Source organism: Terriglobus tenax (assembly GCF_025685395.1).
Taxonomy (GTDB): Bacteria; Acidobacteriota; Terriglobia; order Terriglobales; family Acidobacteriaceae; genus Terriglobus; species Terriglobus tenax.
In genome coordinates this window covers 682,497-699,360 of sequence record NZ_JAGSYA010000004.1, presented here as the reverse complement: position 1 = coordinate 699,360, position 16,864 = coordinate 682,497, and the positions used below count along the sequence as shown (strand labels likewise).

The window sequence follows — 16,864 nt, the reverse complement described above, 5'->3', positions numbered from 1 at the left end:
ACCAGACGTCCCGGCAACTTTCCGCCGGAATATGCGGTGCCTTCGGTACGTTTGACCGTCCCTGCTACAGATTTGATGCAGGGACACTCAGGTTGGGTGCCGCTCAAACGCCGGATCACCGCCCACAACCACTACTTCCAGTAGTGTATCCGTTCACCGGAAACCCTACTGGCTGGAAAACTTACCGCCAAACATACCAGCAAACGGCTGCACCATCCACTGTGAAAATCATGGCACCGAAATGCTGTTCGAACAGTGTTTCCCGTCACAGGAATATCTGGCTGTTGCAGGGTTGGACGAGTCACCACGGCAGAATGTGACCAAAAGATAGCTGGATTTGATTTGACAGAAAATTCACTCCAATGGCACCATCTGGTCATCACCACAATACAAAGAGGTTCCTGAGGGAGCTTTCGCCGTCCTGGCGAAGTGTCTTCCCGGAGACCCGAAGCTGTGCCCCGGGCCCATACCGGACTGTTGTGACCGCTGTACGGAAGTAGGCCGTGTCCTTTGGCAGGATGCGGTGCCGTTTCGAGCATTAGGCCAAGCAGTAAGTTGTTCCCAGCTTTTATCTGTACAAACGAATTTTTTTGCGTGAGGGCATCAGCGCCTTCGCCCCGTGGTGTATCTGGCCTCTGCGGCGCGAAGAAGCGGGTTTTCACGCTTTCGCCGACGCGCGTCCGCGCAGCGCCACAGCCGAAGTGTCTGGCTGGGAGCATCCGCAGACGTGTCTTAACGCTTCGCCAGGAGGATCCCGACGTGTCTGTGCATCCGTTTCGATTCCGTATCTTACTTGCGATACTTGCTGTCGCTTTGATGAGTACCTCTGCGCTGTTGGCGCAGACTAACTATGGTGGTGTCCGCGGTCTTGCTACGGACGCGACAGGAGCTGTTGTCTCCGGCGCCAGCGTAACGCTGACCGATGAAAGCACGAACATCTCGCGTACCGCGGTAACCACCAGCGCGGGTGAATACACCTTCACCGCGGTTGATCCGGGCACCTACACGGTGACGATCGTGGCTCCCGGATTCACCAAGCTGAGCAAGACGCACGTTACGGTAACCATTGGCGTCACGTCGACGGCGGACATGCCGCTGACGACCGGTTCCACGGCAGAAACGGTGGAAGTCACCGCCGAAGTTCCGCTGATTGATAACGCGTCGGCCTCCAACGGCCAGACCTTCGACCAGCAGAAGCTGCAGACACTGCCCAACATGGGCCGCAACCCCTTCCTCTTCGCCAAACTCGATACCAATGTGACCTTCACCGGCGATCCGCGCTTTGTGCGCTTCCAGGATCAGTCGGGATCGTCGCAGATCTCCATTGCCGGCGGCCCCACGGGCACCAACAACTACCTGCTGGACGGCGTGCCGATCACTGACTCGACCAACCGCGCCGTAATCATTCCCTCGCTGGAAGCGACGGGCGAAATGAAGATCCAGGCCAACACCTTCGACGCCGAAATGGGACGTACCGGCGGCGGCATGTTCAACACGTCGTTGAAGTCGGGTTCGAACACCCTGCACGGCAGCCTGCTGGGTCTGACCCGCCAGACCAACTGGACGGCGAACAGCTGGGCCTACAACCGCACGCCCTATGTCGTGAATGGTGTAACAGTCGCTCCGCAGACTCCGCGCGGCGCCGCTGAGTGGTACAGCTATGCCGGTTCGCTGGGGGGACCAGTGCGGATTCCGTTCCTCTACAACGGCAAGGACCGGACCTTCTTCTGGGTTACGGAAGAGGGCTACCGCCAGCGTTCGCCTCTGTCAAGCACCGGCGCTCACTTCCCGACAGCACTGGAGCGCACCGGTGATTTCAGCTTGAGCGGCGTCACTCTGTATGACCCATATGCGGCTCCGATCACGGTGACCACAACGACCAACGGAGTCACTACGACTACGCAGCAGCGTGCGGTAATTATCTCCAGCGGCGGTGTACAGAACCGAATCCCAACGTCTTACCTTTCGCCTGCAGGCTTGAAGATTGCCAATGCGCTTCCTTTGCCCACGACGATCTCTCAAACCGGTAACAATACCTTCGGAAACGATACTCTCGGCGACCGAGCCGATGAGTTCAGCCTTAAGCTCGATCACCAGATCACCAAGTGGTGGGGAGCTTCAGCTTCTTACCTGCACTACGGATCGAAGGAGCCTTCGGGCAACGTGTACCAGATCCCGTATTCGACTGCGAACCTGCTGTACCGTAAGGTCGATGCGGTCAACGTCACTAGCGTCGTAACGCTGAGCCCCACGATGATTCTGAACGCCGGATGGGGCTTCAACCGCTTCCCGAATGAAACTCGCCGTATCCACACCGGCTATGACCAGACGCAGTTGTTTCCATCCGCGTATGTATCGCAGCTCTCTTCGAAGACATTTCCAACAATCACCACCAATGGAGGTACGACCAGTGTTCTTGGCGGCAGCGACTCCGGTCCCTCGAATTACTGGTCGCGCAGCTTTGTTGTGGGTCTCTCCAAGAGCTACGGCAAGCACACCTTCAAGACCGGTTATGTCTTCCGCTCTATCTCAAACATCATCTGGAGCACCAGCTCGGGTGGCGGTACCTTTGTCTTCAACGGAGGGTACACAAACCTCACAAACACATCGAGCACCCTCACGGGAGCGAGAGGCTCTGATGTGGCTGATATGCTCATGGGACTGCCCACCACCGCCTCTCTTGGCGTCACACCGGGCTCCTTCCAGTTCAATACCAAGTACAACGCGGTCTATTTTCAAGATGACTTTCGTGTAAACCAGCGCCTTACGGTGAACGCCGGCGTCCGCCTGGAGATGGAACCCGGCTTCCATGAAGCAAACAATAAGCTGACTATTGGTCTTGACCCCCTGGCTGTCTATAACTATGGTGCGCTCTCCGGTCTTCGCGGCGGTGTGCAGTACGCAGGCATCAATGGCGCCAAGACTTATACCAGCAACTACAGCTCTCTGAAACTTGCTCCTCGTATCGGTGTTGCTTACGGCATCCTGCCGAAGATGACGGTACGTGGCGGCTTCGGTATCTTCTTCGCACCGTCCAGCTTCAGCCCATCAACCACCTACTCGCCGGGCTACGCTCCGTCGGCGTCCTATTCGGGTCCTTCGGGCGTCGCTGCTCTTCCGGTCAACTCCCATCCTCTGGACAATCCGCAGAATCTGTATAGCGCTTCGGCGCTGGTTCCCTCGGGTAACTCGCTGGGATATGCTGCCGGCATCGGCGGTTCACTCAGCTTCATTGACCCGGCCCGTCGCTCACCGTTCGTCTATCAGTACTCGGCCGATCTGCAGTACGAGCTGCCTGCTGGCTTCGCTCTGAAGATCGGTTACGTGGGAGCCCACGGTCGTAACCTGGCCAACAGCTTCAACTACAACCAACTCTCAACCCAGACGCGTGCAGCCAATGGCTATAACTATGTTTCTGGACCTTCGGCAGGCGTTACGACTGCAGCTCGTAATCCAGGAGTCGGCGGATGTGCGGCGACGGCGGTTAATGGGTGCGCAGGTGTTTACAGTGACACATCAACTGGTCTCGGAACCCAGGTAACGAATCCTGTCTATTCCTCCGGTGGCAACAATATTCTGAACCAGACCACCGTGCGCCGTGCTCAGACCCTTCGTCCGTTCCCTCAGTTCACGGACATCACCTACGCTTCCTCGCTGGGCGGTACCCGCTACAACTCCATGGCCGTCAAGCTGCAGAAGCGCTTTACCAACGGTCTGAACATGATGGCGACCTATACCTGGGCGTCTTCGTGGGACAACCTGTGGGGCGCGAGCAGCTCGCTGACCAACTCGGGAGCAGGTCCGCAGGACACTGGCAACCTAGCACAGGAGTGGGCACGTTCCACGACTGGTTCGCCGCGGCGCTTCACGCTGAACGGAAGCTATGAGCTTCCGTTCGGACGTGGACGCAAGTACCTGGCTTCCAGCCGCCTGCTCGATATTGTGATCGGCGGATGGAACTACAACCACGTCATGATCCTGCAGTCGGGTTCTCCCCTGGCTGTAACCCAGACCAGCACCAGCAACGATGCTGGTTATGGCGCGCAGCGGCCGTCGTTCGCTCCAGGGGAAACACCCTACAGTGTTTGCCAGGGTGCAACTCTGCTGCAGCGTCTCGACCCGAAGAAGTTCTACACAACAGGCGCCTATGCGTATGGCAACGTGCCCCGCACGCTGCCCTGCCAGGGACCGGGCTACTTCAACAACGACATCTCGGTCAACAAGGCATTCCACGTCACCGAGCGTGTCAAGGTGGAGTTCCGGGCGGAAGCTCTGAACGCCTTCAACACGGTGCAGCTCGCGGCACCTGGTTCCAGCAACATCACCAACAGCAGCTTCGGAAACATCAACTCGCAGATCGGCTTCAACCGCCTGATCCAGATGGGTGGAAAGGTCACATTCTGACGCTTCTGTAGCCAACCTCAACCAGAACAGCCTCCGGTAACCGCCGGAGGCTGTTTTGCTTTAGCTGCCGCGTAGGCTGTGTAAAGATGGTTCCACCATGGGGCTTCTGCTGAAGAACGGTGAGATTGTGACGGCGACCGAGCGTTATGTCGCCGATATCTATATTGAGAATGAGACCATCACCCGCATCGGTCAAAAGCTGGATACGCCAGATGGTACCGAGGTGATCGACTGCACGGGCAAGTTTGTCTTTCCGGGTTTTATTGATCCCCACGTCCATATCTATCTGCCGTTCATGGGAACCTTTGCGCGCGACACGTATCAGACGGCCTCGGTCGCCGCGCTGACCGGTGGAACCACAACGCTGATTGAGATGTGCTGCCCATCGCGCGGAGAAGACGCTCTGGAGGGCTACAAGCTCTGGAAGTCGAAGGCCGAGGGACAGTCGGCGTGCGACTACACCTTCCACATGGCCGTAAGCCGCTTTGATGAGCAGACGGAGGCCCAGCTTCGTGAGATCGTCGCGGACGGCACAGCGAGCTTCAAGATCTTCCTCTCCTATAAGAACTTCTTCGGCGTGACCGATGACGAAATGTATCAGACGCTGAAGCTTGCCGCGGAGCTCGGCGTGACTGTCACCGCGCATTGCGAGAATGCGGAGCTGGTAGGGCGTCTGCAGCAGCAGCTTCTCGCCGAAGGCAAGACCGGACCGGAATGGCATGAGCCCAGCCGTCCGGAGACGGTGGAGATGGAAGGCACGACGCGCTTCTGTACCTTCCTGGAGACAACGGGGGCGACGGGGTATATCGTGCATCTCTCCTGCGAGCCGGCGCTGAAGGCTGCGGTCGACGCAAAGAAGCGCGGTGTGAAGGTTTCGGTGGAAACCGTGCTGCCGCACTTTCTGTTGGACAAGACGATGGCCGAACGTGAAGGTGTGGAGGGGATGAAGCATGTGATGTCTCCTCCACTGCGCCACAAGCGCAACCAGAAGGTGCTTTGGAAGGCGCTGGAGCAGGGCGAGGTCGATACCGTCGGCACCGACCATTGTCCGTTCACAACGGAGCAGAAGTGGATGGGCAAGGATGCCTTTACCGCCATCCCGAACGGCATCCCCGGCATCGAAGAACGTGTGCCACTGATCTATACCTATGGCGTCAGCCGCGGAAGCCTTGGGCTGCACCGTTTTGTGGACGCGTTGAGCACGCGCGCCGCGAAGCTCTTTGGGCTGTATCCGAAGAAGGGAACCATTGCACTGGGTTCGGACGCTGACCTGGTCGTCTATGACCCTGCGTATTGTGGTGTAATCTCCGCCAAAACGCACAAGACGAATACCGACTACAGCGGTTTTGAAGGCTTTGAAGTCGATGGCCGCGCGTCTGTCGTGACGGTGCGGGGACAGGTACAGGTCCGCGACGGTGAGTTTGTTGGCACGATTGGCCGGGGCGAATTCCTGCGCCGCAAGCCGGAGGCCGTGCATGCCGATTGATCCGAAGCGCATGGTTGCGGACCTGAACGAACTGCGTGCGCTGACCGGCGATAGCAACGGAGCGCAGCGCGTCGCGTGGACTCCGGTGTGGCTGAAGGCGCGGGAGTGGTTCTACGGCAAGCTGAAGAGCCTCCCGGTCACGCAGCATCTGGATGCAGCCGGCAACAACTGGGTAACACTGAAGGGTAGAAGTGAGAAAGCTCTGGTGCTGGGCAGTCACCTGGACTCGGTGCCGAACGGCGGCTGGCTGGATGGCTGCCTGGGCGTATTGTGCGGGCTTGAGGTGCTGCGCGCGCTGAGTGAAGATCACGACGGCAATCCGCCGTTCACCGTGAAGCTGGTGGACTGGGCCGATGAAGAGGGCGCGCGTTTTGGCCGCAGCCTGTTCGGTTCATCGGCCTTCGCCGGCACGCAGTCGATTGAAGCCGACCGCGTGCGCACGGACCGCGATGGCGTCACGCTGGAAGCTGCCCTTCGACAGTGTGGTGTTGAGGTAGAAAAGGTGGGCGATGCGTCGGTGGAACGCGCGAACCTTGCCGCCTATCTGGAACTTCATATTGAGCAGGGCCCCGTGCTGGAACGGCTCGGGCTGCCGCTGGGCGTGGTGCTCGGAACCAAGGGTGTGGAGCGGCATGCCATGACCTTTCATGGCCAGGAGGCGCACTCCGGCTCAACCCCGATGGGCGATCGCCGCGATGCCCTGGCGGCCGCCGCGAAGCTGGCGCTGGAGATTCGCTCCATTGCGGGCAAGCATCCGGATGCTGTCTGCACGATGGGCAGCGTAAAGACCTTCCCGGGAATCGTCACGGCGGTCGTAGGCCGCTGTGAAGCCACGCTGGACCAGCGCGATCTGGATGCCGGAGTTCTGGCGCAGATGTACGCCGAGGCGAAGTCCGCCAGCGAGCGCTTTGCAGCGGAAGAGAAGTGCACGGTCGAGTGGTCGCGCATCTGGAGCATTGAGCCGATCCCATTTCATCCGGAGCTGGTGAATCTGTGCGACGAGGCCGTTCGAGAGGTGGCAGGGACATCGCACCGCCTTCCTTCCGGCCCTCTGCATGATGCCGCCGAAGTAGCGCGGCTTGGCATTCCAACGGTGATGATGTTCGTGCAGTCGTTGCACGGCATCAGTCACAACAAGATTGAGGACACGAAGGTGGAGCACCTGGAACTGGCCTGCCTGGCCTTTGACCGGCTGGCGCGCAAGACTCTGGCATGGATGGCAAGTGCGTGAGATTCGAACTCTTCATCGCATCGCGATATCTGCGGGCCAAGCGGCGGCAGGCGGTCATTGGCGTCATCACGGGCATCTCGGTCGCGGGTGTCGCGGCGGGCGTGGCCTCGCTGATTATCGCCCTGGCCATTACCAACGGTATGCGGCGCGACCTGCAGGAGCGCTTGCTGGGTTCCACCGCGCATGTGGAGCTGATGCGCATTGCTTCGGACGGTATTCAGGACTGGCAGCCACTGCTGGCGAAGCTGAGGCAGCAGCCACACGTTACGGCCGCAGCTCCCGGTCTGTATGGGCAGGTGCTGGTCTCGCGTGGAGCGAAGTCCGGCGGCGCTCTTATTAAAGGAGTGGTCCCGGCCGACGAGCGCACGGTCAGCGACCTGCTGCAGCAGGTGAAGCAGGGGTCGGCGCAGGCTCTTGAGAAGACCGGACCGCTTGCCGTGCCGCCCATCGTCATCGGCAAAGACTTGGCGGAGACCATCGGTGCCGGTGTAGGGGATACGGTGCTGGTCACCAGCCCGCAGGGAGAGCTGACGCCGATGGGCCTTGTCCCGAAGTACCAGCGGTACACAGTGACGGGCATCTTCCACTCGGGCTTCTACCAGTACGACTCCAGCTACTCCTTTCTGCGGCTGGCCGACGCGCAGCGGCTCTTTTCGGAGCCGGACCTGGTCTCGGTCATCAGCTTCAAGGTGGACGACCTCTATAAGGCAGATCAGGTGGGACGCGAGATTGAATCTGCCGCCGGGCAGGGCTTCCAGACCACCAACTGGATGGAGCAGAACCGCGAGCTTTTCCGTGCGCTGAAGCTGGAGCAGGTGGTCACCTTTATTGTGCTGGGGCTGATTGTCTGCGTTGCCGCGCTCAATATCCTGATTGCGCTGACCATGATGGTGATGGAGAAGACCAAGGACATTGCCGTCCTGATGAGCTTTGGTGTGCGTGCCGATCAGGTACGGCGTATCTTCCTGCTGCAGGGGCTGCTGATCAGCGTGCTGGGCACAGTGATCGGACTGGTGCTGGGCTATGGCGTGTCGTTGATCGGCGGCCATTACCGTTTCATTCATCTGGATGCCTCGGTCTATTCCATCGACTACCTGCCGTTTGCTCCGAGCCTGCTGGACGGCCTGATTGTGGCTGGGGTGTCGCTGGGAGTTTCGCTGCTGGCGACGATCTATCCCTCCACCTCGGCGGCGCGGGTGCTGCCTGCGGAGGCGTTGCGCTATGAGTAATGCGATGTTGAGTGTGCGAGCGCTTTCGAAGTCCTACAGCACGGGCCGTGGCCGCCTGGAGCTCTTCCGCGAGCTTTCGTTTGAGGTAGCCACGGGCGAGATGATTGCGATCGTCGGCGAGTCCGGGGCGGGGAAGTCGTCCCTGCTGCATCTATTGGCCGCTCTGGATAAGCCGGATGCCGGCGAAGTGTACCTGGGTGGCCGTCGCGTGGATCAGTTGACCCTGCGCGAGCAGGCGGAGTTCCGCAACCGCGAGATCGGCTACGTCTGGCAGTTCCACTACCTGCTGCCGGAGTTCACCGCGGAAGAAAATGTGGCTATGCCACTGCTGGCGCGGGGAGTCGCCCGGGCCGCTGCATTGGCTACTGCCCGCAAGTGGCTGGCGGAGGTGGAGCTGGCCGACCGCGCTTCGCACCGCACCGGAGAGCTTTCCGGGGGCGAGCAGCAGAGGGTCTCGCTGGCGCGGGCCCTGGTCACCGAGCCCAAGCTTCTGTTTGCCGACGAGCCGACCGGTGATCTGGACAACCGTACCGCGGAGGTCGTCTTTGGCCTGATCCAGCGTCTGCACCAGGCGCATGGGCTTACCTCCGTCCTGGTGACGCATAATCTTGAGTTCGCCGGACGCTGTGACCGCCTGCTGCGGCTGCGTGACGGCGGCCTGAATCCGGACACAATTTAAGTCGGGAACGGCTGCCGGCTGGGGTAAGGTTGTTCCACGGGTCGCACGGAGGGAAAGAGATGCTTCTGTTGCAGGCGTTTGCAATTGGACTGGTGGCAGGCATGCGCACCATGATGCCGCTGGTGATGCTGAGCTGGGCCGTGAACCTGGATATTCTGCCGCTGAAGGGTACGAGCCTGGCATTTCTGGGCCGTCCGTGGGCAGTCGTGTTTTTCACCGTGGCGGCTTTGGCGGAGCTGGTAGCGGACAAGCTGCCGGTGACCCCCAGCCGCAAAACGCCGCCGCAGTTTGGCGCACGTATTATTACCGGCACCTTCGCCGGCATTGCGCTGGGGCTGGCGAGCGGTTCCGTGGCGCTGGGTCTGTGTGGTGGCCTGGCGGGCGCCATTGCGGGCACGCTGCTGTTTGCCTGGGCCCGCGGCAAGCTGGCCGGGGTGTATGGAAAGGATCTTCCGGCGGCGCTGACGGAGGATGTGGTCGCGATTGCGCTGGGATTGGTGGCGAGCGGTCTGCTGCGCTGATCTTCCCTGTAAATTTGCGGCATTCGGCGGCTTGCGCCGCCTGATTTATACTTGTTGCTTGCCCTGCCAAATGCCGAATAACGGCGCGTAGCAAATTCCGGGCAATGCGCCTCAGACCAGAGGCTGCGTGTGAAGTGAAGGTTTAGTCACCAGGCATGATCCGCATTCTTCAAAAAGACAATCGCCTCACGAAAGCTCTCTTCGCCATCATTATTGGCGCCGCCGTTGTCACCATGGTCATTACCCTGGTTCCGGGTATCTTTGACAACGATGCAACCACCAGCGGTGTGTACGCCAGCGTCCGCCGTCCTGGCATCTTCGGCCGCCTCGGTGAGTCGGAAGACATTCCCACCGCACAGGTCAACTCAATTGCCGAGCGTCAGCTCCAGTCACAGCGTCTGCCGGACTTCGCTCTGCCGTTCATGGCACAGCGCGTGGCCCAGGGCCTGATCCAGCGCGCCGTCCTGAAGCAGGAGGCGAACCGCCTGCACCTGGAAGTAACGCAGCAGGACGTTCGCAACGAGCTGCGCACGCGCTACGCCCAGATCTTTTTCCCCGGCGGCAACTTCATCGGAGAAGAGAAATACAAGCAGCTGATCACCTCGCAGGGCATCTCGGTGCAGGATTTCGAGAAGGACGTTCGTGACGGCCTTCTGCTGGATCGTCTGCAGTCGATGATCACCGGCGGAGTCTCTGTCAGCGACAACGCCGTGCGCGAGGCGTATCGCAAGCAGGGCGTGAAGGTGAAGTTCGACTACGCAGTGGTTGACGGCGAGGAGATCAAGAAGAGCCTGAATCCCTCCGACAGTGAACTGGAGTCGTTCTTCAAGAACAACGCTGCCCGCTATGCTTCGGCCGTACCTGAGGCTCGCAAGCTGAGCTACATTGCCTTCGACGCCTCGAATCTGCCCGGCGGACGCCCGCAGATCTCCGACGCGGACATCCAGAGCTACTACAACCAGCACCTGGCCGAGTACAAGGTTGAGGCGCAGGTGAAGGTTCGCCACATCCTGATCGCCGTGCCGCAGGGCGCGGATGCCAAGACGGATGCCGCAGCCAAGGCCAAGGCCGAAAGCCTGCAGAAGCAGGTAAAGGGTGGAGCGGACTTCGCCAAGCTGGCCAGGGAAAACTCGGACGACCCGGGCAGTAAGGAAAAGGGCGGCGATCTGGGCATGGTTCGCAAGGGCCAGATGGTTCCCGAGTTCGAGAAGCAGTCGTTCTCGACGGCTGCCGGTCAGACCTCCGATGTCTTCAAGACGCAGTTCGGTTACCACTTCCTGCAGGTAACGGAGAAGCAGGATGAGCGCACCCGGCCGCTGGCCGAGGTGAAGGACTCGATCCGTCCGCTCCTGGAGCAGCAGAAGGTGGGCGGCGCCATGCAGGACTTCGCTAACAAGCTTTCGGCTGAGGCCGCCAAGCAGGGCCTGGCTGCTACCGCATCCGCGCACGGTCTGAAGGTTCAGACCACGGATTACCTGGGCGCCGACGGCGTCATCGCCGGTGTTCCCGATGGTTCGTCCATGCTGAGCAAGGCTTTCTCCGTCAAGAAGGGCGACGCTCCGGCTTCGGTTGCAACCGGCGACGGCTTCGCGGTCTTCCAGGTGGACGACATCCGCGCGGCGCATGCTCCAGCCTTTGCAGACTGGAAGTCGCATGTTGCCGATGACTTCAAGTCCGAGCGCGCTCCGCAGGTCGTGAATGCCAAGCTGAAGCAGCTTGCTGATCGCGCCAAGGTGCTCAACGACCTGAAGAAGGCCGCGGCTGAGGAGAAGGTCACCGTCAAGACCAGCGAACTGGTGGGCGCAACGGGTACGGTTCCGGATATCGGCAGCATGAGCGGCCCGGCATCGGTAGCCTTTACCCTGCCGCAGGGCGGTGTTTCGGGTCCCATCAACCTTGGACCCAACGGCGTTGTCCTGGTCATCCTGGACAAGCAGGAGCCCTCGGCTGAGGAGATCGCCAAGAACTTCACCAAGACCCGTGATGCCATGCTGAACCAGCAGCGTCAGGAGGTCTTCGCCGTCTACGTCACCAAGCGCGTGGAGGAGTATGAGAAGGCCGGCGCCATCAAGCTGAATAAGCAGGCAGCCGCACCGGTTCAACCGTAAACCAGGAAATAAATCACCGAGAAGGGCCGGGAATTCTCCCGGCCCTTTCGCTTTTCGTTGGGATTTCATCCGCCAAAGCGGCATGATGAAGGCGGGGTGCATCAGATTGAGTGTGGACCGTACACAGAGAATTTCAGGAATCCTGCTTCATCTCACATCGCTTCCATCGCTGGGCGGTATCGGCGACATGGGGCCTGCTGCCTATGCTTTTGTTGACTTCCTGCACGGCGCCAAACAGCGCCTGTGGCAGGTGTTGCCGCTTAGCCCGGTAGGCTATGGCAACTCGCCGTATGCGGCGCTGTCGGCCTTCGCGGGCAATCCTCTGCTTATCAGCCTGGAGAAGCTGGCCGAAGACGGCTGGCTGCCGTGGGAACGCCTGCAAGGGCTTACTCCGGCGGGCGGCCCGGTGGACTTTGGTGCCGCGGAGCAGAAGCGCCATCTGCTGGCGGAAGCCGCCGCTCATTTTCTGGATGCGCCGAAAGGCCAGGCATGGCAGCTTTTTGAAGGCTTCTGCGAAGAGCACAAGGACTGGCTGAACGACTGGGTGATGTATGCCGTCCTGCGTCTGCGTTATGACTATGCCTGCTGGAATGACTGGCCGCAGGAGCTGGCTACGCGCCAGCCGGAGGCGCTGGCCCGGTTGCGGGCAGAGAGTGGCCGCGAACTGGCCATTGAGCAGGTGATCCAGTTCTTCTTCGCCCACCAGTGGGGGCAGTTGCTGGCCTACTGCCATGAGCGCGATGTGCGTGTGATGGGCGATGTCGCCATCTTTGTGAACTACGACAGCGCCGATGTCTGGACACATCCGAAGCAGTTTGCCCTGGACAAGGATCTGCGCCCGGTAGAGGTCTCCGGTGTGCCGCCGGACTACTTCTCCGAAACGGGGCAGAAGTGGGGCAACCCGCTGTATGACTGGGAAGCGATGGAGAAGGACGGCTTCTCCTGGTGGGTGGATCGCGCCCGCCGCGCAACGCAGCTCTATGATCTGATCCGCCTCGACCATTTCCGCGGGTTTGAGGCCTACTGGTCGGTTCCCGCAAAGGATGAGACGGCGATCAACGGCCAGTGGGTGGAGGCTCCGGGCGATGCCTTGTTTACCGTGCTGCGGCGTGAGCTGGGTTCGCTGCCGTTTGTGGCGGAAGACCTCGGCATGATCACGCCGGAGGTCGACGCGCTTCGTATGAAGTTCGACATGCCGGGCATGAAGATTCTGCAGTTTGGCTTCGGCGATCGCGGAGCGCATGGCTACCTGCCGCACCTCTATGAAGAGAACTCGGTGGTCTACACCGGCACCCATGACAACAACACCACGCTGGGCTGGTGGCTGGAAAACGTTGGCGACGAAGAGAAGCAGCATGTGCAGACGTACCTTGGCGGCTTCACCCACGATGCGCAGATCGTGTGGGCGATGATCCGTGCGGCGGAGGCATCGATCTCGCGTATTTGCATTTTGCCGCTGCAGGATGTGCTGCACCTGGGCAGCAGCGCACGCATGAACACGCCGGCGCTGCCGGACGGCAACTGGAGCTGGCGTTACGAGCCGGATGCTCTGCACCCTGACTTTGTCAGACAGCTTGCGGCGTTGATGGAGATGACCGACCGCGATGGATGGGTGGACCCTGAGACACTGGGGCCTCCGGAAGAGCAGGGCACCGAGGATTGACGTAGACTGTTGGTGAGAGATTCACCAGGAGAAGTCAAAGACATGCCTCTGTCCGGCGAAGCCATCCGCACCATGAACTACGTTGACGATATTGCTGTAACCCTGCGCCGGATTCTGGCCGTGCTGCCGACGCTGAATGCGGAGGAAAAGCAGCGCCTGGCGGACCACTTTGCCAAGTCTGAGCCGAGCTTTGAATCTGTTCTGAGCGCCGTCAAGGCCAAGTAAGATGCAGCCGTTACGTGTGGCCGTGATTGGAGCCGGACGCCTGGGACCCAGCTTTGCGCTGGAGTGCGCCCGCGCCGGCTTCTCCACGGTGCTGGAAGACGTAATGCCGCACAAGCTTCGCCGTGCCGGGGAGCAGATTGAGCAGGCCGGGCTCGAAGTAGAGCTGGTCAGCACGGTGGAAGCTGCAGTCCGCGAAGCCGATATCGCCATCGATTTTGTGCCCGATGAACTGGAGTCGAAGCTCGAGATCTTCTCACTGATCGACCGCATGGCTCCCCCAAAGACCATTATTTGTACCCCCTCCGATGCGCTGAGCATCAGTGATCTGGCCAGTTGCACCTACCGCTCGGAGCGCTGTGCCGCCCTGAAGGGGCTTGGCGGCGGCGATGTCACGCTGGTGCGCGGAACTGACTCCTCTGACGAGACCATTGCCCTGGTTCAGGGATTGCTGGAACGCCTGGGCCGCACCGTCCGTCTCGAAACGGACACCATGGCTCCCATGCTGACCAAGAACCTGTAAACTACGGAACTCTTTTACTGGGATTTGCGTAGAGTTTTTTATTCGTCCTTGGTATGGGTTTATTCGGTGACATTGTCGGGCAGGTCTTTCGTGCTATCTGGGCGCACAAGCTGCGTTCGTTCCTCACCATGTTCGGTATTGCCTGGGGCGTCGCCTCGCTGCTTCTGCTCATCGGCATGGGAGAGGGCTTTCGTTCGGGCCAGCAGCGGCAACTGAAGAGCCTGGGTGAAAACATCATCATGATGTGGGGAGGCACGCTGCTCTCCAACCAGGGAAACCTGCGGCCCTATAAGCTCACTCTGGAAGACGAAGCCGAGATCCGTACCCAGGCGCCGGATGTGGCCAATGTCACCGGCTTTTTGCAGCGCGGCGACCTGAAGCAGCAGAGCCAGTTCCAGAGCGCCGGCGGCACGGTGATGGGCATTGAGGCCAACTATCCCACGGTGCGCGCTCTGCCGCTCGGCAAAGGCCGTTACCTGAACGAAGCCGACATGAAGGAACGCCGCATGGTGGCGGTGATCGGCAAAAAGAGTGAGACACTGCTGTTTCCCAACGGCGGCAACGGGCTGAACGAGTTCATCACGATCAACGGCTACCGTTTCCAGGTGGTCGGCGTGGCGCAGTGGATCGGCCGCGGCAACCGCGACGGCGATAATCAGCGTGTCTATATCCCCTTGTCCGTAATGCAGAACATCTTCCCGATGAAGGGCGAGAACATTCCGCAGGACGCGTTGACCTCGATCCAGTACCAGCCTTTCGATCCTTCGCGGAACACGGAAGCCAAGACCGAAGTGCGGCGCATCGTCGCGGAAAACCATAATTTTGACCCCACCGATGAAGAGTCGATCGAGGAGTGGGACACCATCAAGAGCCAGCAGACGGTCGGCAAGATCTTCACCGCCATGGATGTCTTTCTGGGCGGTGTTGGCATTGTCACGCTGGCGCTGGGCGCGGTGGGCATCGTGAACATCATGCTGGTCACAGTCTCCGAGCGCACGCGCGAGATTGGCCTGCTGAAGGCGCTTGGAGCGACGCGCTCCAGCATCCTTGGCCAGATCATGATGGAGGGGCTGGTGCTCACCGGTGTCAGCGGTTTTGTTGGTATCACTGGCGCGGCGATCTTCATGGGCGTACTTGGATTGATGATGGGCGACAGTCAGATCGGCTTTGACCCGCCACGGATCGTTCCGTGGTCGGCTGCTCTGGCGATGGGGACCTTGACGCTGTGTGGCGTGCTGGCCTGCCTGTACCCGGCGCATAAAGCGTCGATGCTGGAGCCGGTCGAGGCTCTGAGGAAGGATTAGCCCATGTTGCGAGATATCTTTGGACAGGCCGTGGAAGCGATGCGCCATAACCTGCGGCGCACCATGATCACGATCATCGGCATGGCATGGGGCATTGCCACCGTGGTGCTGCTACTGGCCTATGGCAACGGCTTCGGCAAGGCGATTGAGGCCATATTCTCGCAGTGGGGAACCAACATCATGGGCACCTTCCCCGGCAAGACCAGCGAGCAGACCGGCGGTTCCAAGGCAGGCGTCATCATCAAGTTCCACCTGGACGACGTGGAGCGCATCATGGAGACCGTCCCCGGCGTGCTGCGCGCTACACCCGTGCTCTGGAAGCAGGTTCCCGTAAAGAACGACCTGCATATCTTCACCTGGGAGACCGACGGCGTGATGCCGGAGATTGCCGACGTGCAGAAGTGGGAGATTGCAGAAGGTCGGTTCATCTCTGCCGACGATGTAAACGCTCGCGCCCATGTGGCCGTGATTGGCCCGGAGGCGAAGGACAAGCTCTTCGGGGGAGTGGACGTGCTGGGGCAGACCATCCGCGTCAGCGGCATCGGTTTTCAGATCGTCGGAGTGTTGAAGCCGAAGATGCAGGAGGGCGACGACAACGTCAACCGCATCATCAATATCCCGTACTCGACGATGTCCGATATCAAGGACATCAAGTACCCGGACGGCATCTGGATGAGCTACCAGGGCAACCATACCCAGGTGGCGCAGGCGCTGCGTAAAACCCTGGGGCAGAGCCATGGCTTTAAAGCCACGGACAAGACCGCCATCTACGTTGCCGACATCATGGAACAGCTCGCGCAGTTCCAGATCATCACCATCGCGCTGCAGGTACTGCTCACGTTCATCGGAGCGCTCACGCTTGGCATCGCAGGCATTGGCCTGATGAACATCATGCTGGTGAGCGTGCAGCAGCGGACCAAGGAAATTGGCGTAGAAAAAGCACTGGGCGCGCGGCGGCGTGACATCCTGCTGCAGTTCCTGTCCGAGGCCATGGTGATTACCGGTGTCGGCGGAGCGGGCGGCATGCTGCTGGCATGGCTGGTCAGCGTCTGCGTGCCGCGCATCACCTTCTACTCGGCCATTGCCAAGGGCGGAGAGGCGGCGGACATTCGCCTGATTCTCTCCCCCACCATTGTGATCGTCTCGACCAGCATCCTGGTTTTGGTCGGTCTGGTGAGCGGTCTGGTGCCGGCGCTGAAGGCTTCGCGGCTGAACCCGATTGATGCCCTGCGGTACGAGTAGGGAACACGTTCGCTAACGCTCTAGCTCCCAATCCCGGTAGCAGGCCTTGATGGATCGCATGGATGGCAAATAGACCTTGGGTAAATTGAGCTGCTGAAAATATCTCTGCGTAGCGTTTTCGATTTTTGGGTGTAACCATCGCGATGTGATGAATCATTGCCAGCTTAATGCTGTCGTGCCCCCCATCCAGTGCGCCAATCCAATTTTGTTCAAACAGCGTCCGTCGACCGTATCGAAACAGACTCGCAAGCG

12 protein-coding genes are annotated in these 16,864 nt (G+C 60.3%); all 12 read left to right on the top strand.

What is annotated here, in order from left to right:
• Positions 1-816: 816 nt before the first annotated feature.
• Positions 817-4,404 carry a carboxypeptidase regulatory-like domain-containing protein gene (locus tag OHL13_RS08380; protein ID WP_263409678.1) on the top strand — a complete coding sequence of 1,196 codons (3,588 nt, stop codon included), beginning with the start codon at positions 817-819 and terminating at the stop codon, positions 4,402-4,404.
• Positions 4,405-4,501: 97 nt separating this feature from the next.
• The gene (gene hydA / locus OHL13_RS08375; RefSeq protein ID WP_263409677.1) at positions 4,502-5,890 is read left to right on the top strand and encodes a dihydropyrimidinase; all 1,389 of its coding nucleotides are present in this window, start codon (positions 4,502-4,504) and stop codon (positions 5,888-5,890) included.
• On the top strand, positions 5,880-7,121 hold the full coding sequence (locus OHL13_RS08370; protein ID WP_263409676.1) for a Zn-dependent hydrolase: 1,242 nt from the start codon (positions 5,880-5,882) through the stop codon (positions 7,119-7,121). The genes hydA and OHL13_RS08370 overlap by 11 nt, the downstream gene beginning before the upstream one ends.
• Entirely contained in the window at positions 7,118-8,350 is a 1,233-nt protein-coding gene (locus OHL13_RS08365; protein ID WP_263409675.1) for an ABC transporter permease, read from the top strand. Before OHL13_RS08370 ends, OHL13_RS08365 begins: the two co-directional genes overlap by 4 nt.
• Positions 8,343-9,029, top strand: coding sequence for an ABC transporter ATP-binding protein (locus OHL13_RS08360; protein ID WP_263409674.1), 687 nt, complete (start codon positions 8,343-8,345; stop codon positions 9,027-9,029). Before OHL13_RS08365 ends, OHL13_RS08360 begins: the two co-directional genes overlap by 8 nt.
• 59 nt (positions 9,030-9,088) lie before the next feature.
• Positions 9,089-9,550, top strand: coding sequence for a DUF4126 family protein (locus OHL13_RS08355; protein ID WP_263409673.1), 462 nt, complete (start codon positions 9,089-9,091; stop codon positions 9,548-9,550).
• 155 nt (positions 9,551-9,705) lie between these two features.
• Complete coding sequence (locus OHL13_RS08350; protein WP_263409672.1) at positions 9,706-11,658, top strand: peptidylprolyl isomerase; 1,953 nt, start codon at positions 9,706-9,708, stop codon at positions 11,656-11,658.
• Between the two features lie 112 nt (positions 11,659-11,770).
• On the top strand, positions 11,771-13,321 hold the full coding sequence (gene malQ, locus OHL13_RS08345; protein ID WP_317889914.1) for a 4-alpha-glucanotransferase: 1,551 nt from the start codon (positions 11,771-11,773) through the stop codon (positions 13,319-13,321).
• A 42-nt stretch (positions 13,322-13,363) separates the two neighbouring features.
• Positions 13,364-13,546: a hypothetical protein gene (locus OHL13_RS08340; RefSeq protein ID WP_263409671.1), complete on the top strand. Its 183-nt coding sequence runs from the start codon at positions 13,364-13,366 to the stop codon at positions 13,544-13,546.
• Position 13,547: 1 nt separating this feature from the next.
• Positions 13,548-14,066: a 3-hydroxyacyl-CoA dehydrogenase NAD-binding domain-containing protein gene (locus OHL13_RS08335; protein WP_263409670.1), complete on the top strand. Its 519-nt coding sequence runs from the start codon at positions 13,548-13,550 to the stop codon at positions 14,064-14,066.
• Between the two features lie 53 nt (positions 14,067-14,119).
• Positions 14,120-15,370: an ABC transporter permease gene (locus OHL13_RS08330; protein WP_263409669.1), complete on the top strand. Its 1,251-nt coding sequence runs from the start codon at positions 14,120-14,122 to the stop codon at positions 15,368-15,370.
• A gap of 3 nt (positions 15,371-15,373) precedes the next feature.
• Positions 15,374-16,612, top strand: coding sequence for an ABC transporter permease (locus OHL13_RS08325; RefSeq protein ID WP_263409668.1), 1,239 nt, complete (start codon positions 15,374-15,376; stop codon positions 16,610-16,612).
• Positions 16,613-16,864: the final 252 nt, after the last annotated feature.